Source organism: Polaribacter septentrionalilitoris (assembly GCF_009832745.1).
In the GTDB taxonomy this organism is placed as follows: Bacteria; Bacteroidota; Bacteroidia; order Flavobacteriales; family Flavobacteriaceae; genus Polaribacter; species Polaribacter septentrionalilitoris.
On record NZ_VRMJ01000005.1, the window covers coordinates 112,059 to 133,759 of the forward strand.

The window sequence follows — 21,701 nt, forward strand, 5'->3', positions numbered from 1 at the left end:
TTTTTATTTATCAAAAAAAAGGAAACTCAAAAAAAAATGGTAATTTTGCACAACTTTCAAAATAGACTATGCAATATAAAAGAGTACTGCTAAAATTAAGTGGAGAAGCTTTAATGGGAGAAAGACAATATGGTATTGACCCTAAACGTCTTTCTGAGTACGCTAAAGAAATTAAACAAGTTGTAGATAAAGGTATAGAAGTTGCCATAGTAATTGGTGGTGGAAATATTTTTAGAGGCGTTGCTGGTGCTGCAAACGGTATGGATCGTGTGCAAGGAGACCATATGGGAATGCTAGCCACTTGTATTAATGGTTTAGCTTTGCAAAGTGCTTTAGAAGATGAAGATGTTCATACTCGTTTACAAACTGCTTTAGAAATTAAAGAAGTTGCTGAGCCTTATATTAAAAGAAAAGCCATTAGACATCTAGAAAAAGGACGTGTAGTTATTTTTGGTGCAGGAACAGGAAATCCATATTTTACGACTGATACTGCAGCTGTTTTAAGAGCTATTGAAATTCAAGCAGACGCTATCTTAAAAGGAACTCGTGTTGACGGAATTTACAATGTTGATCCTGAGAAAGATAAAAATGCAATAAAATTTGAAAACATCACTTTTAAAGAAGTTATTGAAAAAGGCCTAAAGGTTATGGATATGACTGCTTTTACATTAAGTGAAGAAAATAAACTACCAATTATTGTTTTTGACATGAACACTCAAGGCAACTTATTAAAGTTATTATCTGGAGAAAAAATTGGTACTGTTGTTGATAATCAATAATTAGAATCTTTTAAAAGAAACAAAGATGAACGAAGAAATTGAATTTATTTTAGACACTGCTAAAGAAGCGATGGATAAAGCCATCAGCCACTTAGAAAAAGAATTAAAAACAATTAGAGCTGGTAAAGCTACTCCTGCAATGTTAAGCACTGTTATGGTAGATTATTACGGTTCTCAAACTCCGCTAGCACAAGTAGCTAATGTAAATACTCCTGATGCCAGAACATTAAGTATTCAACCTTGGGAGAAAAATATGTTGCAAGAAATTGAGAAAGCAATTCAAATTGCAAATCTTGGTTTTAACCCAATGAATAATGGTGATGTAATTATGATTAACGTTCCACCATTAACTGAGGAACGAAGAAGAAACTTAGCAAAACAATCGAAAGCTGAGGCTGAAGATGCTAAGGTTGGTGTAAGAAATGCGCGTAAAGAAGCAAATAACGATTTGAAAAAAGCGGACATCTCTGAAGATTTATTAAAAAATACTGAAGCAGATGTACAAGACCTAACAGACAAATACATCAAACTCATTGATGATAAATTAGCCACCAAAGAAAAAGAAATTTTAACCATCTAAAATATGTGAAGAGTGTTTTAAACACTCTTTTCTTTTTAAAGCACTATTTATATTTCACATCACTTTTTGTAAAACTCTCTAAATGAACTTCTGGACAAAAGTTGCTGGTATTATCTTAAGAAACCGATATTTGGTTTTGTTAGGTATTGCAATTATTACTGGCTTATTAGCTTCACAAATGAAGTATATGAAATTTTCGTATACAGAAGCCAATTTATTACCAGAAGATCATGTAGCGAATCAACAATACAATAAATTTCTTGAAATCTTTGGAGAAGAAGGGAATTTGGTGATTCTTGGAGTTAAAGATTCAACAGTTTTTACTCCTAAAAAATTTAATGCTTGGAATAACTTAGTTAAAAAATTTGACGATTTAGACGAAATCGATTTTACAGTTTCTATTGCTGATGTTCAAAAATTAAAAGCAGATAGAAAAAAAAGGAAATTTATTTTAGAACCTTTATACGAAGAAGCCCCAAAAACTTCTAAAGAGGTTGAAAATATTAAAAAACAACTTTTTGAAAAACTTCCTTTTTACGATAACCTTCTATTCAATAAAGAAACCGGAACTTTACAAACTGCCATTTATATTAAAAAAGAAATCATTAATACACCACAACGTAGAGATTTCATTTTTAAGACCTTAATTCCTGAAATAGAAAAATTTGAAAAAGATAACAATATTGATGTTCGTATTTCTGGAATGCCTTATATCAGGACGTTAAATGCTCAAAATATACAAGATGAAATTTTACTATTTGTTGTTGGTGCTTTAGGAATTACAGCTTTAATTTTCTTTTTCTTTTTTAGGTCTTACAGGGCTACTTTTATCACACTTTTAGTAGTAATGATTGGGGTTACTTGGGCATTCGGATTTATTGGTTTGTTTCGATATGAAATTACAGTTTTATCGGCTTTGATTCCACCTTTAATCATTGTTATTGGAGTTCCTAATGCTGTTTTTCTTATCAATAAATATCAACAAGAAGTTAAAAAACACGGTAATCAAGCAAAGTCTTTACAACGTGTAATTTCTAAGATTGGTAACGCTACTTTAATGACTAACATTACTACTGCATCTGGTTTTGCAACCTTTGTTTTTGTAAAAAGTAACTTATTACGTGAGTTCGGTATTTTAGCATCAGTAAACATCATCAGTATCTTTATTTTGGCGTTGTTGATTATTCCAATCATCTATAGTTTTATGCCATTACCAAAGAAAAAACATTTGAATCACCTTGAAAAAAGATGGATTGAAAATGTAGTAGATTGGATGGAAAGAATGGTAAGAAACCAAAGAATTACCATTTATTTTGCTACTGTAATTGTAATCATTGCAGGGATTATTGGTGTGTATAAAATTAGAGTTTCTGGAAGTTTGATAGAAGATATGCCAAAGAGTTTACAATTTTACAAAGACATTAAGTTCTTTGAAAATGAGTTTGGTGGCATTATGCCTTTAGAGATCTTAATTGATACTAAAAAGGAAAAAGGTGTGATGAAATTATCTACCTTAAAAAAGATGGAAGAATTGAATGAAGCCATCGAAACTTTTCCTGAACTTTCTAAACCAATCTCTGTCACCAACTTAGTAAAATTCTCTAAACAAGCTTATTACAGAGGAAATCCTAAATATTACCAGTTACCAACAAGACAAGAACAAAGTTACATTTTTGCCTATACTAAAAATTCAAATAGTGATGCAGGAATGTTAAAAAGCTTTGTAGATTCTACAGGACGTTATGCTAGAATAACCACCTATATGAAAGATATTGGAACTGATAAAATGGATATTATTCAAGATCGATTAAAATCAGTGATTGCGAAAGAATTTCCATCAGACAGATATGATGTTTCTTTAACCGGAAAAGCCTTAGTTTTTATAAAAGGAACCAACTATTTGATTAAGAATTTAGTGATTTCACTTTCATTAGCCATTTTTTTAATTGCTATTTTTATGGCCTGGATGTTTAGATCACCACAAATGATTTTTATTTCCTTAATTCCAAATATACTTCCGCTATTAATTACAGCAGGTTTAATGGGCTTTTTAGACATCCCAATAAAACCATCTACCATATTAGTATTTAGTATTGCTTTTGGTATTTCTGTAGATGATACCATTCACTTTTTAGCAAAATACAGACAAGAATTAATATCCAATAAATGGCGTGTAAAAACTTCTGTTTATGCTGCTTTAAGAGAAACTGGAGTGAGTATGTTTTACACTTCAATTGTACTCTTTTTTGGTTTCTTGGTGTTTACTTTATCTAGTTTTGGAGGTACAATTGCTTTAGGTGGATTGGTTTCTGTTACGTTACTGTTAGCAATGGTTTCTAACTTATTGTTGTTACCATCCTTACTCTTAACTTTCGAAAAGAAAATTGCAAATAAAAAAGTATTTAAAGAACCAGCAATTAGAATTATCCCCCCAAAAGAGGAAAAAACAAAAGAATAAAACTTTATCGTATTATTGACATTTCTTCATTGTTAATCTTGAAGCAAAAAAGTATCTTTACTCTTTCAATTCAAATATTTTAAAAATGATGAAGACAAGCGTTGTTGAGGTTTTAAATAATGAAACATTATTATTACAAGAAATTTCCTTAAAAGGATGGGTAAGAACCTTTAGAAGCAATCGTTTTATTGCTTTAAATGATGGATCTACCATTAAAAATATACAATGTGTACTCGATTTTGAAAACACACCAGAAGAAACTTTAAAAAGAATTAATACAGGTGCAGCAATTGCTGTAAAAGGAACCTTAACCGAAAGTCAAGGAAGAGGGCAATCTGTAGAAGTGCAAGTTTCAGAAATTGAAGTTTTAGGTGATTCAAATCCAGATGAATACCCAATACAACCTAAAAAGCATAGTTTCGAATTTTTGCGCGAAAATGCACATTTACGCATGCGTACAAACACATTTAGTGCAGTAATGCGAGTACGTTCTAAATTATCATTTGCGGTACACCAATACTTTCAAGAAAGAGATTTTAATTATGTTCATACACCAATAATTACTGGTTCTGATGCTGAAGGTGCTGGAGAAATGTTTAGAGTTACCAACTTTAAGGACAATGAAGCTCCTATTGATGAAAACGGAAACATAGATTATTCAAAAGATTTTTTCGGTAAAGAAACTAATCTTACAGTATCTGGTCAGTTAGAAGCAGAAACTTTTGCGATGTCTTTGGGTAAAGCTTATACTTTTGGACCAACGTTTAGAGCAGAAAACTCAAATACAACTCGCCATTTAGCAGAATTTTGGATGATAGAACCAGAGGTGGCTTTTATGGATTTAGATGGTAATATGGATTTGGCTGAAGATTTCATCAAATATGTTATCAATTCTATTTTAGTAAGTTGTAAAGACGATTTAGCCTTCTTAGATCAACGTTTAACTCAGGAGGAAAAAAGCAAGCCACAAGCGCAGAGAAGTGAAATGAGTTTGCTTGAAAAGCTAAAGTTTGTAGTTGACAACAATTTTAAGAGAGTTACCTATACTGAAGCTATTGATATTTTACGTAATTCAAAACCAAATAAAAAGAAGAAATTTCAATTTCCTATTAATGAATGGGGAGCAGATTTACAATCTGAACACGAACGTTTTCTAGTTGAAAAGCACTTTAAATGTCCAGTAATTTTATTTGATTATCCAGCAAACATCAAAGCATTTTACATGCGTTTGAATGACGATGGAAAAACGGTAAGAGCTATGGATGTTTTGTTTCCAGGAATTGGAGAAATTGTTGGAGGTTCTCAAAGAGAAGAACGTTATGATGTTTTGGTAGAAAAAATGAAAGCTTTAGATATTCCTGAAGAAGACTTGTGGTGGTATTTAGATTTAAGAAAATTTGGAACCGCAGTTCATTCAGGATTTGGTTTAGGATTTGAAAGATTGGTGCAATTTGCAACAGGAATGAGTAATATTAGAGATGTAATTCCTTTTCCAAGAACTCCTCAAAACGCAGAGTTTTAATCGATTTTTTGTATATTTAAGTTTATGTTAAAGCAAAGTTTACAATACAAACTCTTACAAAAATTATCTCCTCAACAAATTCAGTTGATGAAGTTAATTCAATTGCCAACACAGGCTTTTGAAGAACGTCTAAAGCAAGAAATTGAAGAAAATCCTGCATTAGATACTGGCAAGGAGGAAAACAATGATTTTGACGATGATTTTTCTGATGACTTTGACGATACTGGAAATGAAAAAATTGAAGCTGAAGACATAAATATAGACGAATATTTGAGTGATGATGAGATTCCTTCTTACAAAACACAAGCAAATAATTACTCAGCAGATGATGAAGAAAAAAATGTTCCTTACGCAGCAGGAACTAGCTTTCATCAATCTTTAAAAAATCAATTAAATACCTATTCTTTAAACGAAGAAGAAAAATCAATTGCAGAATTTTTAGTAGGTAGTATTGATGATAGTGGCTACATACGAAGAGATATTTTAGATTTGGTAGATGATTTAGCCTTTACTGCAAACGTATTTACAACTGAAGAAAAAGTAATTGAAATTTTAAAAAAAGTAGTGCATTCTTTAGATCCCATTGGTGTTGGTGCTAGAGACTTAAAAGAGTGTTTAATTATTCAGCTTAAAGCAAAAGAAACCAATAAAACCAGAAGTTTAGCTATAGAAGTTCTTGAAAATACATTTGATCATTTTGTAAAAAAACATTACAAAAAGTTAATGGAAAAATTCAATATTTCTGAAGATGAGTTGAAAGAAATCAATTCAGAAATCGCTAGATTAAACCCAAAACCTGGGAGTTCTTATGCTGGAAACAACAAAATTGCAGAACAAATTGTACCTGATTTTACCATTAAAATTTTAGATGGCGAATTAGATTTGACTCTAAATTCTAGAAATGCTCCAGAATTGCATATATCAAGAGAATACAACAATATGTTAAAAGGCTATCAAGAGTCTAAAACAAAAAGTAAATCTCAAAAAGATGCCGTATTTTTTATCAAACAGAAATTAGATGCTGCAAAATGGTTTATAGATGCCATAAAACAACGTCAGCAAACCTTAATGGTAACCATGAATTCGATTATGCATTATCAATATGATTATTTTTTAACTGGTGATGAACGTAAGTTAAAACCAATGATTTTAAAAGATATTGCAGATCAAATAAACATGGACGTTTCAACGGTTTCTAGAGTAGCTAACAGCAAATATGTTTCTACACCTTATGGGACAAAATTGATTAAAGAATTCTTCTCAGAATCAATGAAAAATGACCAAGGTGAAGATGTCTCTACAAGAGAAATAAAGAAAATACTAGAAACAGTAATTGCAGAAGAAAATAAGAAAAAACCTTTAACTGATGAGAAGCTTGCAGCTATTTTAAAAGAAAAAGGCTATCCAATTGCAAGAAGAACTGTAGCAAAATATAGAGAGCAACTAGACATATCTGTGGCTCGTTTACGAAAAGAAATTTAGTGAAATTTTATAAATTTTTATCAGTAATCTTACATCCAATTGTAATACCAACAGTTGGGGTGTTTATTTACTTTTTTTTAATTAGAAATAGTTTTAATAGTGATCAAAGGTTGGCCGTTTTAGGACTTGTTTTTATTACAACTTATATCATTCCTTTATTAATTCTTGTTCTTTTTAAAAGACTAAAAATGATTGACTCTTATTACGCAGAAAGTATTAGAGAGAGAAAAATTCCTATAGCAATGATGATAATTCTCTTTTATCTTTTAGGCAACACACTTTTAGGTACCGCTGATATTACTGATTTAGGTATACTTTTCTATGCAACAAGTTTAGGGTTAACTATCATTTACATATTTTTTGCCTTCAAACTAAAAGTGAGTATTCACTTATTATCCCTGGGAATATCTACTGGATTTTTTTTAATGATGAGTTCTAAATATAGTCACTCATTTACATTAGTTGTAATCATATGCTTTTTGGTTTCTGGACTTTTAGGAAGTGCCAGATTACATTTAAAAGCACATACAAGAACAGAGGTTTATTTGGGTTTTTTATTTGGATTTATATCACCATTTATAGTAAATTATGTTCTATAGTATATAAAAGATTAATCCAAATTTTAAAATTTTAGTATTGATTTGTTCACCATTTATGGTTACGTTTTCAAAGATTGGTGTTAACCCATAAAAAACATTAATATTAAACTCATCATATCCTGCAGATAAAGTTAGACCATACTGAATCTTTCTATAATTTTCAATATTCTTAAAAACAAATGGTATAGCATTAGTATCTGTGTATTTAAATTGGTTCGAGATATTATATAAGAACTTAATACCTGTATAAATACGCCAAAAATTATATTTTTTTGCTGTAGAAGTTCTCCACCTAATTTCTAATGGAATTTCTAAATTATGAGATGTAAAGGCATTATCAGTTATTGAATTGTCGCTGCTAAACACAATTGAATTATTAACTTGTGATACTTTTAATTCGTGATTAAAAGAGTCAAATCCATAACCTAAACCAAATGCAAAAGCAAGATTTCCTTTTTTATTTAGAATAAAGTCTTTTATAAATCCTGATGACAAAGAAAAAGAAAAACCACTCTTAGATATAGAACTAGGTTGGTCATAGAACTGTGCATAAGAAATTGATGCGTAAATCTGATCTTCTGCGTAACGATCACCAAATTGTAATGAATCCTTTTGAGAATACAAACTAAAGGATAGTAAAAGCATACTAAAAAAAAGATATAATCTATACATATTGTTTAACGTTAGTTAAATATACAATATTTCATAATTTAAAAAAGAAATAGAAATATTTAAAAATAAAAAAAGGATAATCCGTTAGAATTATCCTTTTTTTAAAAATTATAGTAAATCAATCTAGTTTGATGAAGTTTTTGATGCAGAGTAACTAATTTTAAGAGCATTTACATCTCTTAACTTAAGTCTAATATCTGTAATTGTACCTACACTAGATTCTTTATCTGCTTTTATAGAAGTTGTCATGAATGGCACCTCAGCTTCAGAAACTTTAGATCTTGCATTAATAATAAATGCAGGAACTTGATCTGCTGTTGCTATTTTGTCATTTAGTTGTATTCTATTAAAACTAGAACCATATTTTGAATCTTTGGCTTTACCAACATAAATAGTGCTAACTAGACTTTTATGTTCTAACTTTTTAACCTCAGTTGCACTTGGTAACCTAGGGTTTTCTATTTTTAAATCAGTTTCTCTCATGGTAGTAGTAACCATAAAGAAGAATAATAACATAAAAACGATGTCTGGTAATGCCGCAGTATTTACCGCTGGAACTCCTTTTTTCTTTTTTCTAAACTTAGACATATTATTATACTTTTTTAAAAATTAATTAGACGTTGGTTCAGCATCAGAAATAATTTGAGGATAACTTGTTTTGATATCTTCAACTTTTTTCTTCAAAGCTGCATTATCTCTATCATCTTTATAAGCTTCTTCCAATTCTGCAAAAGGAATTTTATATCTCTCTAAAGATAGTCTATTACGTAATTCTGCATATGCTCTTAACAATTCATTTTGAACAGTTAAATAAGTACCATATTCAGTTAACCTATCACTTTGTACAGAGATAATAGCTTTATTAGGATGATCTGAAGATTTATCACTTCTTTCTCCATTACAATAGTCACAAGGTCCTGTAGCTACACCATTTTCAACTTTACCATCTCCTCCACCATTATCAATAAACTTGATTGCAGCTTCTTTTAGGTCTTTTACTTCCATTCTTTCACCTTCTACCAATAACTCGTTATTTCTATTGATATTAACTTCAAAAATGTTTTTTTCCTTAATTACAGGAGGTACATAGTCTGGTGGCGGTTTTTCTGATAACTTTTTAGATACACCAGAATCTACATTCATTGTAGTGGTTACTAAAAAGAAAATTAATAGCAAGAAGGCAATATCTGCCATAGAGCCTGCATTAATTTCTGGAGTGTCTCTTCTTGCCATAAAATTAAGATTTAATTAAACCTTTTACTAAATCGTATACAAAGAAGAAACTAGCAGCTGCTCCTAAAAGAACGCTGTACCATATTCCTGTACCAACCCACTGATTGATAGAAGAACCTTCTTCTCCTCCTTTTAACACTACTCCTTGAGTATCTACAACAGCTGCACTGTCTGCTGTAAAGTATGCTATTACTAAAACTACCCCTAATACAGCAAGACCCAGTAAAGTTTTCTTTAAATTATCCGGATTTGTAAACAATCCTATCAAAGATAGAATTATTGTTGCTCCAACAGCAAAGTAAAGTAATGATGTTGAGTAAGTAACTATTGTTCCAACAGCGCTACTCAATGCTTCCAAATCCTCACTATCAGTCATAAAAATTCTGATAAAAAGAATTGCTCCAATTATTGCGATAACCGCAACAACTATGCTTAATATTTTAGATAAATTACCTTTCATAAGATATTTTATTTTTTATATTTTACTAATAAATCGATTAACTGTATAGAAGCGTCTTCCATATTATTAACGATGCTATCAATTTTAGATACGATATAATTATAAAAAATTTGTAATATAATTGCTACAATTAAACCAAAAACAGTTGTTAATAAGGCAACTTTAATACCACCTGCAACTACACCTGGAGAAATATCATTTGCAACAGCAATCATATCAAATGCTTGAATCATACCAATTACAGTTCCCATGAACCCTAACATCGGTGCCAAAGCAATAAATAAAGACAACCAAGAAACGTTTTTCTCTAAAAGTCCCATTTGAACTCCACCATAAGAAACTACAGCTTTTTCTGCAGCATCTACACCTTCATCTACTCTATCTAAACCTTGATAAAAAATTGAAGCTACAGGCCCTTTGGAATTTCTACAAATTTCTTTAGCTGCTTCTACACCACCCGAACTTAAAGCGTCGTCTACATTTGCTACTAATTTCTTAGTATTTGTAGTTGCCATGTTTAGATAAATGATTCTTTCAATTGCAATTGCTAGACCTAAAATTAAAGCTACCAATACAATTCCCATAAATTGAGGATCACCTTCAATAAAACGTTGTTTTAATTCTTGGTGAAAAGTCTTTGCTTCCTCTGTCGTTGCTTCTTGCGCAAAAGTTGATTGAATAGCTCCAAAAAACATAAATCCTGTTATAGATAGGATATTTACTACTTTTTTCATCGTTGTTATAATTATTTTAATAGTTAACGGGTTAAAGATATAAATTTTCAACTCAAAAAAAGAATCTTAAATTCACTTTAACGAATAAATTAAAGAAAACCTTGTAGTTTCTCTTTTTGAGAGTGCCAAGTAACAAAAAAATATTGACCCATTAAAAAAAAAATGAATCTATTTAAATGTCAAAATCACATTTTATTTGAAGATATACAATAATGTTAAATTATTTACTAGTTATTTCTCCTCGCATTGACTTCTGAAACAATTCTTTAAACTCAAAATCTGAAATATTTTTATTAAGCAAATGCATTAATTTAGCAACAGCAGCTTCTGTTGTAATATCTTTCCCATTAATTACTCCAATAGTATTTAACTCAACACTAGTTTCATAATGTCCCTGAATTACACTTCCGCCAACACATTGTGTTACATTGACAATCTTAATCCCTTTTTGAATTGCATCCTTCAATAAGGTAATAAAAGATTTTGTAGTTGGCGCATTTCCAGAACCATAAGTTTCTAACACCACTCCTTTTAAATTAGGTATGTTTAATATACTTTTTACAACTTCTTTTTTTATACCTGGGAATAATTTTAATATAACAATATCATCAACTAAATTCTTTCTAACAATTAACTCATTATATGTGTTTTTAGGTTGATGAATTAAATGCTTGTTAAAGCTTAAATGCACACCACTTTCTGCTAATGGTGGATAATTCATAGAAGCAAATGCCTCAAATTGTTCTGCACTTATTTTAGTAGTTCTGTTGGCTCTGTATAACTTGTATTCAAAATACAAACACACTTCTGCAATTGTAGGTCTCCCATTTTCTTGATCAGCTGCAATCTGAATTGATGTAATTAAATTTTCTTTTGCATCTGTTCTTAAATCGCCAATTGGCAACTGAGACCCAGTAAAAATGATTGGTTTTTTTAAATTCTTCAACATAAAACTTATTGCAGAAGAAATGTATGACATTGTATCTGACCCTGTTAAAATTACAAAACCGTCAAATTTTAGATAATTTTCTTCAATTATATTAACAATATTAATATAATATGCAGTATTCATATTAGAAGAATCCATAGGTTCATCAAAAGAAATACTTTCTATGTGACAATTTAATTGTTGTAATTCTGGAATTTTATCAACAATCTGACTAAAATCAAAAGCCTTTAAAGCGTTTGTTTTATAGTCTTTAACCATACCAATTGTTCCTCCTGTATAAATTAGTAATATGTTGGGTTTATTTGTCATTTTGTCATTTTTATATTCCAAATAATAAATTGGAATACTTTATGTTGTAAATTTATCAAACAAAAATGATATACAATTTAAAACACTATAAATTATGATGGGATTCTATATACTAATTGGTCTAATCTCTTTGGTGAGTATGCTAGTTAGCAATAAATTAAAAAGTAAGTTTAAAAAATACTCTCAAATTTCATTAAGAAACGGAATGTCTGGTGCTGAAATTGCTGAAAAAATGTTGGCAGATAATGGTATTTTTGATGTAAAGGTAATTTCTACTCCTGGACGCTTAACAGATCACTATAATCCAAAAGACAAAACCGTAAACTTAAGTGAAGCCGTTTACAATCAAAGAAACGCTGCTGCAGCTGCTGTTGCTGCTCACGAAGTTGGGCATGCTGTGCAGCATGCAAAAGCATACAGTTATTTAACAATGCGTTCTCAGTTAGTGCCTATTGTTAGTGTTACTTCTAAATTTTCACAGTGGCTAGTTATTGGTGGGTTAATTTTAGGAGCTGCTTCTGGTGCTGCAGGTATTGGTTTTTATATAGCTGTTGCTGGTTTAGCAATGATGGCATTGGCAACGCTTTTTAGTTTTATTACATTACCAGTAGAATATGATGCAAGTAACAGAGCTTTGGCATGGCTAAAAAACAAAAACATAGTTTCTCAACAAGAATTTGCGGGTTCTAAAGATGCCTTAAAATGGGCTGCAAGAACGTATTTAGTAGCTGCTTTGGGTTCTTTAGCAATGCTTTTATATTGGGGATTGCAAGTTTTGGGTGGTAGAGACTAAATCTCACAGAAACTTTTTTAAAAATATTTCTTAATGATATAAATATCTAAAATGCTTCAATTTTTCGGAGCATTTTTTGTGCTAGGAAACTTTTTATCAATTGGTAGCGTCTTTGGTTTGTAGTAACTCAATATCTGTTTATCGGAAAATTAACCCAATTCATTAGATTTCTGTTTTTCTACTCTAACAAAATGGACACTTTTACAGTGTTAAATAAAAAACCAGCCAAATGAAACTATTTACAACAAGCATTATTTTTTTATTTTTTGGAATTACAACAGCATTTCCTCAACACTCAATTCAAGGAAAAATTATTGATGATCAAAAACAAGCTTTGCCTTTTGCAAATATTGTTTTGTATAAAATTGATAGTAAAGAAAATCCAAAAGGAGTAACTTCTAATGATTTAGGAGAATATCGATTAGAAAATATTGAACCAGGAAAATATCGTCTAGAAATTTCAATGTTGGGTTTTAAAACTCAAAAAATAAAAGATTTTGAATTGAATTCTAATAAGACCTTTAATATTACCTTAAAAGAAGAAACACAGACTCTAAATGAAGTTGTTGTAAAAAGTAAACGACCTGTTATCAAACAAACTGCAGAAAAACTAGTCGTTGATTTGGAAAAATCTGAAATGATTAACACCAACTTACAAGATGTAATGCGAAAAGTTCCTGGTGTTTTGGTTACCAATAATGGAATTACAATTGCTGGAAATAGAGGTGTTCGAATTTTAATCAATGGAAAAACTACAGATTATATGGATATTCAAACGCTACTTCGTGATTTTCCTGCAGACAACATCTCTAAAATTGAAGTTGTAGAACAACCTGGAGCAGAATATGAAGCCTCTGGTTCTGGAGCTATTATCAATATTATTTTAAAGAAAAATGTAAAATTAGGAACTCATGGAAGTGTAAATTCTTGGGTAGGAGAAGACCAAGGTTTTGAGTGGGGTTCTGGTTTTTCTATTGCCAGTTATAAAAATAAACTGAATTGGCAGATGAGTACAGGTTACTCTCAACCAACTTGGAGAGACGATTTATTTTTAATTAGAACAGTGGGTAACGAAACGTACAATCAAGTTACAAGAGAGCCTTATGATCCTGATAATTTTAGAATTAGCGGAAGTTTAGATTATTATCTTAATGACCATCATTCCATAGGATTAGGTAGTCAAATAAATACTAGAAATTCTGATAGAATTGCGACCAGTGAAACAATTATTTCTGATGCGAATACTACCAATACCTTATTTTCTGAAAATAATTTTGATAGAAAAAGAACGAATTTTAACATCAACCCTTATTACGAATACAAAACTGACACAGATAAATTAGTTATCGATTTTAATTACATCAATTTTGTAAATGATAACACCAATAGATTATCTGATGTTGCAGGTAGCACAGTAGCTTTTACAGACAGAAGATATATTCAAGATGGAAAATATACTATTAAAACCTACAGAGCAGATTACACAAAAACATTTTCAGACAATTTCAAGTTCAGTACAGGAACTCGTTTTGCAGATGTAAAAACAGATAATGATTTAGAGTCTCAAATTCAAAATAACGGTGGAAATTTTGATAAAGTTGATGATGAAAGCAGTCGTTTTGTAATTGATGAAACTATTTTTGCACTCTACTCTAAAGTAAATGCTACATTTGGGAAATGGTCTTTTTCTGGTGGATTAAGATATGAGGATAGTAACACAGACGGAACATCAACCTTTTTAAAAAATGGTGTAATGACCACTGAGGTTAAAAAGCGTCCTATTAAAAAAATCTTTCCAAGTGCATCAATCAGTAGAAAATTAACCGATATTTTAGGAGCAAGTTTATCATACAGTTACAGAATTCAAAGACCTTCTTATAACAGTTTAAACTCTTTTCAACAGTTTTTAGACCCGTTTTCTGCCAGCGAAGGAAACCCATCTTTAACTCCAGCGTACACCAATAACTATCAATTTAACTTAACTTATAAAGGCCAACCTTTTTTTACCATCGGTTACAGTAAAACTGATGATGTTATTTTTCAGTTGATAAAACAAGACAATGCTACAGCACAAATTCGTCAGCAAGAAGTAAATGTAGAAAATAATGCAAATTGGAATTTTAGATTATTTGCACCCGTAAACTTTACCAAAGGTTTAGAAGGTTATACTGGAATTATAGTAACCAATACCGATTTTCAATCGTCAACGTATGGTGTAGATTTAAACAAATGGAACTTAGTTTGGTTTGTTCAAGCTAGTTATGAACTACCTTGGGATATCGATTTTGAAGTTAGTGGAAATTACGGAACAGGAGCTTTAGAAGGTCAAATTAATGTAGATTGGTTAGCAGGATTAGACTTTTCTTTTGGTAAGAAATTTTTGGATGAAAAACTACGTGTAAATCTTGGTTTCAATAAGATGTTAAACAGAGGTTTTGTGGGTAATATTGATTATGGTAATGGAACAGCATCAGTAGAAAGTAATGGTTCTAGACAAAATATTCAGTTAAGGTTAGTATATAGTTTTGGTTCTAAATTTGGTAAAAAGAAATCGAGTAGAAACAAGAACAGAGATGAAGAAAATAGAATTAGAGATAATAATTAATATCTTCGTTTTTAGATGAACACCAAACTTAACAAATCTGATTATGTAATTCTTGGCATATTTTACCTTATCAGCGCAATGCTAAATGTGTTTGATTATTTAGATCAAAATGCAACATTAATAGAATACTTAATAGATATACCCATGTATGTGATTACCTCTTGTTTGGGTGTTTTAATCTATATGTACTTTATTATTCCAAGGTTTCTTATTCATAAAAAAAATTATATACTTTTTGCAGTATTTGGCCTCTTAGTTATTACCTCTATTGGTGTAATAGAAAGAGTAGTTGGTTTTGCTACTGGAAATAATGATTGGAGTAAATTTCCAGAACTTGGCAATTTAATATTGTATGCTATTTTTAATGGATCTGATTCTGTGGGTCTTATCTTAGGTATTATTATTACCAAAAAGTTTTATGAAGGTCAAACTCAAATCTCTAAGATTACAGCGCAACAAAAAGAAAACGAATTAAAATTATTACGCTCTCAGATTGATCCTCATTTTTTATTCAATAATTTAAACACATTAGACAGTTTAATAGATAGCAACCCAACAAAAGCAAAAGAATATATCAATAGATTGTCATTAATTTATCGGTATTTAATACAAACAAAAGACGCAGAAGTCATGGAACTCTCTGATGAAATAAATTTTGCAAAAAACTATATATTCTTAATTGAAACGAGGTTTAGTAAGGATTATGAATTTACAATAGAAGAAAATATTTCTTTATTAAATAAATTTATACCTACTAGCGCTATTCAAACCTTATTAGAAAATGTCGTAAAACACAATAAATCTGATGGTACAAAACCAATTAAAACCAACATTCTAATTAATGAAGGTTGGTTGATTGTTACCAACACAAAATCGAAAGTAAAGGTAAATAAAGAATCCTTAGGTACAGGTTTAGCTAATTTAAAAGCTCGTTATCAATTGCTTTCTGATGAAAAAGTTCAGGTTGTAAATACAGAAACAAAATTTGAAGTTTTTATACCAATTATAGAATTAAGTAATTAATGTGGAATTGAGAAACCTTAATTAAAAAATAGATTTCTCCACAAGGTCTAAATGACATCAAAAAAATGTCTGGTCGAGCGCAGTCAAGACCTAAATTAACCTCTAGACTGCGCTCGACGAGAAAAGTTAAAACTATGAAAATATTAATTTTAGAAGACGAAATACCAGCATATCAAAAATTAACCAAGTATTTGGATGTTTTTTTTGATGTAAAAATCTCACAAGATTGGGCACGTTCTCTAGTTGATGGAGAGCTATTACTCAAAGAAAATAAGTACGATTTTATTTTATCTGACATTCAACTCTTAGATGGTTTGTCATTTGATTTATTCAATAAAATTCAAATTGATGCACCTATTATTTTTTGTTCCGCTCACGATGAATATTTGTTTCAAGCTTTTAATACTAACGGAATTGCATACATTTTAAAACCCTATTCTCAAAATGATTTTAACAAAGCTATTTTAAAATACCAGTCGTTATTCAAAAAAGGCGATTATAACAAATTAGACACTTCTACTATAGATGTTTTAAAAACCGCTCTGCAACAAGAATACAACACGTATAAAAAACGTTTTGTTATTAAAAAAGCCTCTGGTATTCAATTATTAAATGCTATTGACATGGCTTTAATTGCTGCCTCTGGAGATTTCTGTTTGGTAAATGACAAAGACGGAAAAAGACATACCATTTCTCAAAATCTAGGAAGCATTCACCAACAGTTAAATCCTAAAAAGTTTTTTAAGATTAATAGAAGTGAAATTGTAAACATCGATTTTATAGAAAAAATAGAAAGTCACTTTAAAAATCGTTTATTGATTTCTATTAGAATCCACAAAGAAAAAGTAATGACGAGTTCTTCTACTACTGCTGAGTTTAGAAAATGGTTGGAAAATTAATTTTCATATTCACCAGATAAGGATTCTAAGTTCTTTTTATTAGATCGTAATTTTGATAATAACATCCCAAAATCAATCATTAAATCACTTTTGGAAAACTTTTCTATCTGTTCTTGTCTAATTTTAGATCTTTTATAGTTTGATAAGAATCTATTTTTCCATGTTTTTTCATAATTGTTAAGTAGAGAAATATCATTTTCTATTAAAGCACTATCAATTGCTCTGCTAGCAATAACTGCTGACTCAAATATAAATTTATATCCTTCACCCACAATTGGATTTACTTGTGAAACACTATCCCCAACACAAACCAAATTTTTTAAAACAAATTTTTCAATTACTGGCGTTATTGGTATACTTCCTCCTTCTACTTTTTTAGAGTCTAATTGAATCAGTTTTTTTATCTCTGGTAATTCAACTATCTCATCTAATCTTCTTTTCAATCCTTTTTTCAAGGTATTATCCGTTGTTCCAAATCCTATAATTGCTCTATTATTTTTTAAGGGAAAAATCCAACCGTAACCACCTTTATAAGTCTTCCCTAAAAGTAGATAAATTTGATCGGGTTTACCTAAATACTTGGCATTGTACTCTACACCAGTTGCTAGCTTATTTTGTTTATCTCTTAAACCCAATTGTTTACTCAGAACACCTGCAGTTCCTGTTGCATCAACAAATATTTTTGCAGAGTAGGAATTATTATTTTTATCTTTTACAGTAGTAAATAGCTTGTTTTCCTCGACAATTTCTTTTATTTGAATGCCCAGTTTAAAATCTACAAAATCAGTATTTATTGCTTCTAATAACTCTTTATGAACCGCTTTTTTATCTAAAGTATATAGCTCACATTTAATTTTTGTTTTAAAGTTTTTAGAATGAAGCCATATTTTATTAATATTCTCAGAAACGACGTTTTTAGTTAGATTAAATTTTTCTAGATTTATAAAACTTGCAAGTGTATAAAATGAGAAATCTAAAAGATTTGTGTTTTTATCAATAACTAAAACTTTATGTTTTTTATTACCCAGTTCTCTAGCAAGCAATAAACCTGCTCCCCCACCTCCAACAATAATAACGTCATATTGATGCATAATGCTAAATTCTAATCATTCAACTTTAAAACTGCCATAAATGCTTCTTGAGGTATTTCTACATTACCTACTTGACGCATTCTCTTTTTACCTTTTTTCTGTTTTTCTAGAAGTTTACGTTTACGAGATATATCACCTCCATAACATTTTGCAGTTACGTCTTTACGCAACGCTTTGGTAGTTTCTCTAGCGATAATTTTAGCACCAATTGCAGCTTGAATAGGAATATCAAACTGTTGTCTTGGTATTAAAGTTTTTAGTTTTTCTACAATTTTTTTACCAATTGTGTAGGCATTGTCTGCGTGTAATAATGCAGATAACGCATCAACTGTTTGCCCATTTAATAAAATATCTACTCTCACTAATTTTGAAGTTTGCATCCCAATAGGATGATAATCAAAAGAAGCATATCCTTTAGAAACGGTTTTTAATCTATCATAAAAATCAAATACTATTTCTGCCAAAGGCATATCAAAAATTAACTCAACTCTTTGTGTTGTTAAATACGTCTGATTTACAATCTGTCCACGTTTTTCAATACATAAACTCATTACTTGACCAACAAAATCTGATTTTGTAATGATAGAAGCTTTAATAAAAGGCTCTTCTACTCTGTTTAATTTTGATGGTTCTGGTAAATCTGAAGGATTGTTAACAATAACAGCCTCGTCAGGATTTTTATTGGTGTATGCATGATAAGATACGTTAGGAACTGTAGTAATTACAGTCATGTTAAACTCACGTTCTAAACGTTCTTGAATGATTTCCATGTGCAACATTCCTAAGAATCCACATCGAAAACCAAACCCTAATGCTGCTGAACTTTCTGGTTGAAATACCAAAGAAGCATCATTTAATTGCAACTTTTCCATAGAATTACGCAACTCTTCGTAATCTTCTGTATCTACAGGATAAATCCCAGCAAAAACCATGGGTTTTACATCTTCAAAACCATCAATTCTATCTGCTGTAGGGTTTGCAAAATCTGTAATTGTATCTCCAACTTTTACTTCTTTTGCAGCTTTAATTCCTGTAATTAAATACCCAACATCACCAGTTTTAATTTCTTTTTTTACAACTTGCTCAAGCTTTAAGGTACCAACTTCATCAGCTCCATATTCTTTACCAGTTGCCATAAATTTAATCTGTTGATTCTTTTTTATAGCCCCATCTAAAACTCTAAAGTAAGTTTCAATTCCTCTATAAGAATTATAAACTGAGTCAAAAATTAAAGCTTTTAATGGCGCATTAGGATTTCCTTGTGGCGCAGGTACTCTATCTATAATTGCGGCTAAAATATTATCTACTCCAAAACCTGTTTTTCCACTTGCGTGAATTACTTCTTCTGGGTTACATCCTAATAAATCTACAATATCATCTGTAACTTCTTCTGGATTTGCACTTGGTAAATCCACTTTATTCAACACAGGGATAATTTCTAAATCGTTCTCTAAAGCCAAGTATAAGTTAGAAATAGTTTGTGCTTGTATGCTTTGTGCAGCATCTACAATTAACAATGCGCCTTCACAAGCTGCTATTGAACGAGAAACTTCGTAAGAGAAATCTACGTGACCAGGAGTATCAATTAAATTAAGAATATATTTTTCTCCATTTAATTCATAATCCATTTGAATGGCATGCGATTTTATAGTAATACCACGTTCACGCTCTAAATCCATATTATCTAATAACTGATTTTGCTTTTCGCGTTCAGTTACAGAGCCTGTATAATCTAATAATCTATCTGCTAAGGTACTTTTACCATGATCTATATGTGCGATGATGCAAAAGTTTCTAATGTTCTTCATACTGCGTTTTCTAACTACTTTCAACCAACAAAGATATGCTATTTACCAACCTTGTCAAATAAAAAAAGTACAATGAAATTCATTGTACTTTTTCGTTTATTTAGTTACAATTTACAAATCTCTTTCAAGTTCTGTAATCGCAACTTTAAATTCTTCCCAGCTAATTGTATCATCACTATCTTTGTCATATCCTTTTAATAATTCATCAGCAACTATACCTCTTATAAAACCATTAACAACAGCACTTCTTAATAATTTTTTTATTTCAGATTTTCTTAACCTACCATCATCATTTGAATCAAAAAAGTGAAATGCCTCTTCTGGAGAATCAAACTGGTTGGTAATTAAAATTCTAATCTTTCTTAAAATACTTTCTTTTGCTCCCATATTTTTTACCTGTAATTTAATAATGCATCAAATTAATAAATATTTTTTATTTATTTTGTGATAAATCTCATTTTATTATTATTTTTTACGAATATCGTAAATTTTATTTCAAATTCATCTTGCCATTCTGCAATAAACAAGTTGGTATCTCTTATTATATGTTTCAAAATGCCAATCCTTTTAGTCTTGCCATTTTGCAATAAACAAGTTGGTATCTCTACCACCTCCATTATTTCTATTTGATGAAAATATCAACTTTTTACCATCATTAGAAAATACAGGAAAGGCATCAAAAGTCTCTCCATGCGTAACTCTTTCTAAATTTTTTCCATCCAAATCTATCATATATAAGTTAAACGGAAAACCTCTTTCCGCTTCAAAATTTGAAGAGAATAAAATCTTTTTTCCTGAAGGATGAAAAAACGGACTCCAATTGGCATTACCTAAATCTGTTAATTGTCTTAAATCAGAACCATCTGCATTACAGATGTATAATTCCATTTCCGTAGGTTGCACCAATCCTTCTTTTAATAAATCTTGGTATTCTTTGATTTCTGCTTCTGTTTTAGGTCTTGAAGAACGAAAGATTAATTTTGTGCCATCTGGTGAGAAAAACGCTCCACCATCATAACCCAATTGATTGGTAATTTGTTTTACATCAGAGCCATCAATATTCATTGTAAATAATTCTAAATCTCCTGTTCTCATTGAAGTAAACACAATTTTATCACCTTTTGGAGATACAGTTGCTTCGGCATCATAACCAGGTTCTGTGGTCAATTGTTTGGTGATATTTCCTTTTAAATCGGCTACAAAAATATCATACGTTTCATAAATTGGCCATACATATTTACCTTCTCTTCTTAGAGGTGCAGGCGGACATTCTTTTCCTCCTAAATGTGTAGAACCATAAACAAAACTTTTATTATCTGGTAAAAAATAAGCACATGTTGTACGTCCTAAACCCGTTGAAATCATTGGCGGAATTGTATCTTTAAATGTTTCATCAGCATTCATCAAAAACATTTGGTCACAATTTACTCCCCAGTTTTTGTTATTGGATTGAAAAATCAATTGTTTATCATCAAAACTCCAATAGGCTTCTGCATTATCACCTCCAAAAGTAATTTGTTTTAAAGATTTAAAATGCTTCTCTTCTGGATAGATTAAACCTCCTTCCCATTTTTTTGTTTCACCAGCATAGGCATCCTCTTTTTCTTTTTTCTTATTTTTACAAGAAACTATGAATAAGGTTAATATAAACAAAAAAAGTACTCTAAATTTCATTTTTAAACTGTTTTAATTGTAACAAAAATAC

Annotated in this window: 20 protein-coding genes; 10 read left to right on the forward strand and 10 right to left on the reverse strand. The window is 30.3% G+C overall.

Going from position 1 to position 21,701, the window contains the following annotated elements:
- Positions 1–68 precede the first annotated feature (68 nt).
- From pyrH to FP421_RS00985, 6 genes are all read left to right on the forward strand, one after another.
- Complete coding sequence (gene pyrH / locus FP421_RS00960; protein ID WP_159946693.1) at positions 69–779, forward strand: UMP kinase; 711 nt, start codon at positions 69–71, stop codon at positions 777–779.
- 25 nt (positions 780–804) lie between these two features.
- Entirely contained in the window at positions 805–1,359 is a 555-nt protein-coding gene (frr, locus tag FP421_RS00965) for a ribosome recycling factor (RefSeq protein ID WP_159946695.1), read from the forward strand.
- A gap of 82 nt (positions 1,360–1,441) precedes the next feature.
- On the forward strand, positions 1,442–3,817 hold the full coding sequence (locus tag FP421_RS00970) for an efflux RND transporter permease subunit (RefSeq protein ID WP_159946697.1): 2,376 nt from the start codon (positions 1,442–1,444) through the stop codon (positions 3,815–3,817).
- Positions 3,818–3,905: 88 nt separating this feature from the next.
- Positions 3,906–5,339, forward strand: a complete 1,434-nt coding sequence (asnS, locus tag FP421_RS00975; protein WP_201288774.1) for an asparagine--tRNA ligase — start codon at positions 3,906–3,908, stop codon at positions 5,337–5,339.
- Positions 5,340–5,363: 24 nt separating this feature from the next.
- A complete protein-coding gene (rpoN, locus tag FP421_RS00980; protein WP_159946701.1) occupies positions 5,364–6,821 on the forward strand; it encodes an RNA polymerase factor sigma-54 in 1,458 nt (485 codons plus the stop codon).
- A complete protein-coding gene (locus tag FP421_RS00985; protein WP_236547999.1) occupies positions 6,821–7,420 on the forward strand; it encodes a hypothetical protein in 600 nt (199 codons plus the stop codon). The genes rpoN and FP421_RS00985 overlap by 1 nt, the downstream gene beginning before the upstream one ends.
- On the opposite strand, the gene FP421_RS00990 is transcribed toward FP421_RS00985, so the two are convergent.
- From FP421_RS00990 to FP421_RS01015, 6 genes are all read right to left on the reverse strand, one after another.
- Positions 7,415–8,065, reverse strand: coding sequence for a porin family protein (locus FP421_RS00990; RefSeq protein WP_236548000.1), 651 nt, complete (start codon positions 8,063–8,065; stop codon positions 7,415–7,417). The genes FP421_RS00985 and FP421_RS00990 overlap by 6 nt on opposite strands.
- Before the next feature lie 150 nt (positions 8,066–8,215).
- The gene (locus FP421_RS00995; protein WP_159946705.1) at positions 8,216–8,680 is read right to left on the reverse strand and encodes an ExbD/TolR family protein; all 465 of its coding nucleotides are present in this window, start codon (positions 8,678–8,680) and stop codon (positions 8,216–8,218) included.
- A 21-nt stretch (positions 8,681–8,701) separates the two neighbouring features.
- Positions 8,702–9,325 (reverse strand): ExbD/TolR family protein, encoded by a 624-nt coding sequence (locus FP421_RS01000; protein ID WP_159946707.1) that lies wholly within the window; start codon positions 9,323–9,325, stop codon positions 8,702–8,704.
- Between the two features lie 4 nt (positions 9,326–9,329).
- Entirely contained in the window at positions 9,330–9,785 is a 456-nt protein-coding gene (locus FP421_RS01005) for a hypothetical protein (RefSeq protein ID WP_159946709.1), read from the reverse strand.
- 8 nt (positions 9,786–9,793) lie between these two features.
- Complete coding sequence (locus tag FP421_RS01010) at positions 9,794–10,519, reverse strand: MotA/TolQ/ExbB proton channel family protein (RefSeq protein WP_159946711.1); 726 nt, start codon at positions 10,517–10,519, stop codon at positions 9,794–9,796.
- A 220-nt stretch (positions 10,520–10,739) separates the two neighbouring features.
- On the reverse strand, positions 10,740–11,777 hold the full coding sequence (locus tag FP421_RS01015; protein WP_159946713.1) for an asparaginase: 1,038 nt from the start codon (positions 11,775–11,777) through the stop codon (positions 10,740–10,742).
- Positions 11,778–11,871: 94 nt separating this feature from the next.
- On the opposite strand from FP421_RS01015, the gene FP421_RS01020 reads away from it, so the two are divergent.
- The 4 genes from FP421_RS01020 (at position 11,872) to FP421_RS01035 (ending at position 17,097) form a co-directional block, all read left to right on the forward strand.
- A complete protein-coding gene (locus tag FP421_RS01020) occupies positions 11,872–12,570 on the forward strand; it encodes a zinc metallopeptidase (protein ID WP_159946715.1) in 699 nt (232 codons plus the stop codon).
- Positions 12,571–12,799: 229 nt separating this feature from the next.
- Positions 12,800–15,175 (forward strand): outer membrane beta-barrel protein, encoded by a 2,376-nt coding sequence (locus FP421_RS01025; protein WP_159946717.1) that lies wholly within the window; start codon positions 12,800–12,802, stop codon positions 15,173–15,175.
- A 15-nt stretch (positions 15,176–15,190) separates the two neighbouring features.
- Positions 15,191–16,198, forward strand: coding sequence for a sensor histidine kinase (locus tag FP421_RS01030; RefSeq protein WP_159946719.1), 1,008 nt, complete (start codon positions 15,191–15,193; stop codon positions 16,196–16,198).
- Between the two features lie 134 nt (positions 16,199–16,332).
- Positions 16,333–17,097 carry a LytR/AlgR family response regulator transcription factor gene (locus FP421_RS01035; protein WP_159946721.1) on the forward strand — a complete coding sequence of 255 codons (765 nt, stop codon included), beginning with the start codon at positions 16,333–16,335 and terminating at the stop codon, positions 17,095–17,097.
- On the opposite strand, the gene FP421_RS01040 is transcribed toward FP421_RS01035, so the two are convergent.
- The 4 genes from FP421_RS01040 to FP421_RS01055 all read right to left on the reverse strand — a co-directional run bounded on the left by FP421_RS01040 (position 17,094) and on the right by FP421_RS01055 (position 21,670).
- Entirely contained in the window at positions 17,094–18,188 is a 1,095-nt protein-coding gene (locus FP421_RS01040; RefSeq protein WP_159946723.1) for a lycopene cyclase family protein, read from the reverse strand. The two genes, FP421_RS01035 and FP421_RS01040, sit on opposite strands and share 4 nt — an antisense overlap.
- Before the next feature lie 11 nt (positions 18,189–18,199).
- Positions 18,200–19,996 carry a translation elongation factor 4 gene (gene lepA, locus FP421_RS01045; protein WP_159946725.1) on the reverse strand — a complete coding sequence of 599 codons (1,797 nt, stop codon included), beginning with the start codon at positions 19,994–19,996 and terminating at the stop codon, positions 18,200–18,202.
- A gap of 111 nt (positions 19,997–20,107) precedes the next feature.
- Complete coding sequence (locus FP421_RS01050; protein WP_159946727.1) at positions 20,108–20,383, reverse strand: EF-hand domain-containing protein; 276 nt, start codon at positions 20,381–20,383, stop codon at positions 20,108–20,110.
- Between the two features lie 180 nt (positions 20,384–20,563).
- Positions 20,564–21,670 (reverse strand): TolB family protein, encoded by a 1,107-nt coding sequence (locus FP421_RS01055; RefSeq protein WP_159946729.1) that lies wholly within the window; start codon positions 21,668–21,670, stop codon positions 20,564–20,566.
- Positions 21,671–21,701 lie beyond the last annotated feature (31 nt).

What these genes read in the sequence shown, in the direction of transcription:
- lepA (WP_159946725.1), bottom strand. Translation starts at nt 19,996, where the DNA reads ATGAAGAACATTAGAAACTTTTGCATCATCGCACATATAGATCATGGT.
- FP421_RS01050 (WP_159946727.1), bottom strand. Translation starts at nt 20,383, where the DNA reads ATGGGAGCAAAAGAAAGTATTTTAAGAAAGATTAGAATTTTAATTACC.
- FP421_RS01040 (WP_159946723.1), bottom strand. Translation starts at nt 18,188, where the DNA reads ATGCATCAATATGACGTTATTATTGTTGGAGGTGGGGGAGCAGGTTTA.
- FP421_RS00970 (WP_159946697.1), top strand. Translation starts at nt 1,442, where the DNA reads ATGAACTTCTGGACAAAAGTTGCTGGTATTATCTTAAGAAACCGATAT.
- FP421_RS01010 (WP_159946711.1), bottom strand. Translation starts at nt 10,519, where the DNA reads ATGAAAAAAGTAGTAAATATCCTATCTATAACAGGATTTATGTTTTTT.
- pyrH (WP_159946693.1), top strand. Translation starts at nt 69, where the DNA reads ATGCAATATAAAAGAGTACTGCTAAAATTAAGTGGAGAAGCTTTAATG.
- FP421_RS01030 (WP_159946719.1), top strand. Translation starts at nt 15,191, where the DNA reads ATGAACACCAAACTTAACAAATCTGATTATGTAATTCTTGGCATATTT.
- FP421_RS01015 (WP_159946713.1), bottom strand. Translation starts at nt 11,777, where the DNA reads ATGACAAATAAACCCAACATATTACTAATTTATACAGGAGGAACAATT.
- rpoN (WP_159946701.1), top strand. Translation starts at nt 5,364, where the DNA reads ATGTTAAAGCAAAGTTTACAATACAAACTCTTACAAAAATTATCTCCT.
- FP421_RS01055 (WP_159946729.1), bottom strand. Translation starts at nt 21,670, where the DNA reads ATGAAATTTAGAGTACTTTTTTTGTTTATATTAACCTTATTCATAGTT.
- asnS (WP_201288774.1), top strand. Translation starts at nt 3,906, where the DNA reads ATGAAGACAAGCGTTGTTGAGGTTTTAAATAATGAAACATTATTATTA.
- FP421_RS01020 (WP_159946715.1), top strand. Translation starts at nt 11,872, where the DNA reads ATGATGGGATTCTATATACTAATTGGTCTAATCTCTTTGGTGAGTATG.
- FP421_RS00995 (WP_159946705.1), bottom strand. Translation starts at nt 8,680, where the DNA reads ATGTCTAAGTTTAGAAAAAAGAAAAAAGGAGTTCCAGCGGTAAATACT.
- FP421_RS01035 (WP_159946721.1), top strand. Translation starts at nt 16,333, where the DNA reads ATGAAAATATTAATTTTAGAAGACGAAATACCAGCATATCAAAAATTA.
- FP421_RS01025 (WP_159946717.1), top strand. Translation starts at nt 12,800, where the DNA reads ATGAAACTATTTACAACAAGCATTATTTTTTTATTTTTTGGAATTACA.
- frr (WP_159946695.1), top strand. Translation starts at nt 805, where the DNA reads ATGAACGAAGAAATTGAATTTATTTTAGACACTGCTAAAGAAGCGATG.
- FP421_RS01000 (WP_159946707.1), bottom strand. Translation starts at nt 9,325, where the DNA reads ATGGCAAGAAGAGACACTCCAGAAATTAATGCAGGCTCTATGGCAGAT.
- FP421_RS00990 (WP_236548000.1), bottom strand. Translation starts at nt 8,065, where the DNA reads ATGCTTTTACTATCCTTTAGTTTGTATTCTCAAAAGGATTCATTACAA.
- FP421_RS01005 (WP_159946709.1), bottom strand. Translation starts at nt 9,785, where the DNA reads ATGAAAGGTAATTTATCTAAAATATTAAGCATAGTTGTTGCGGTTATC.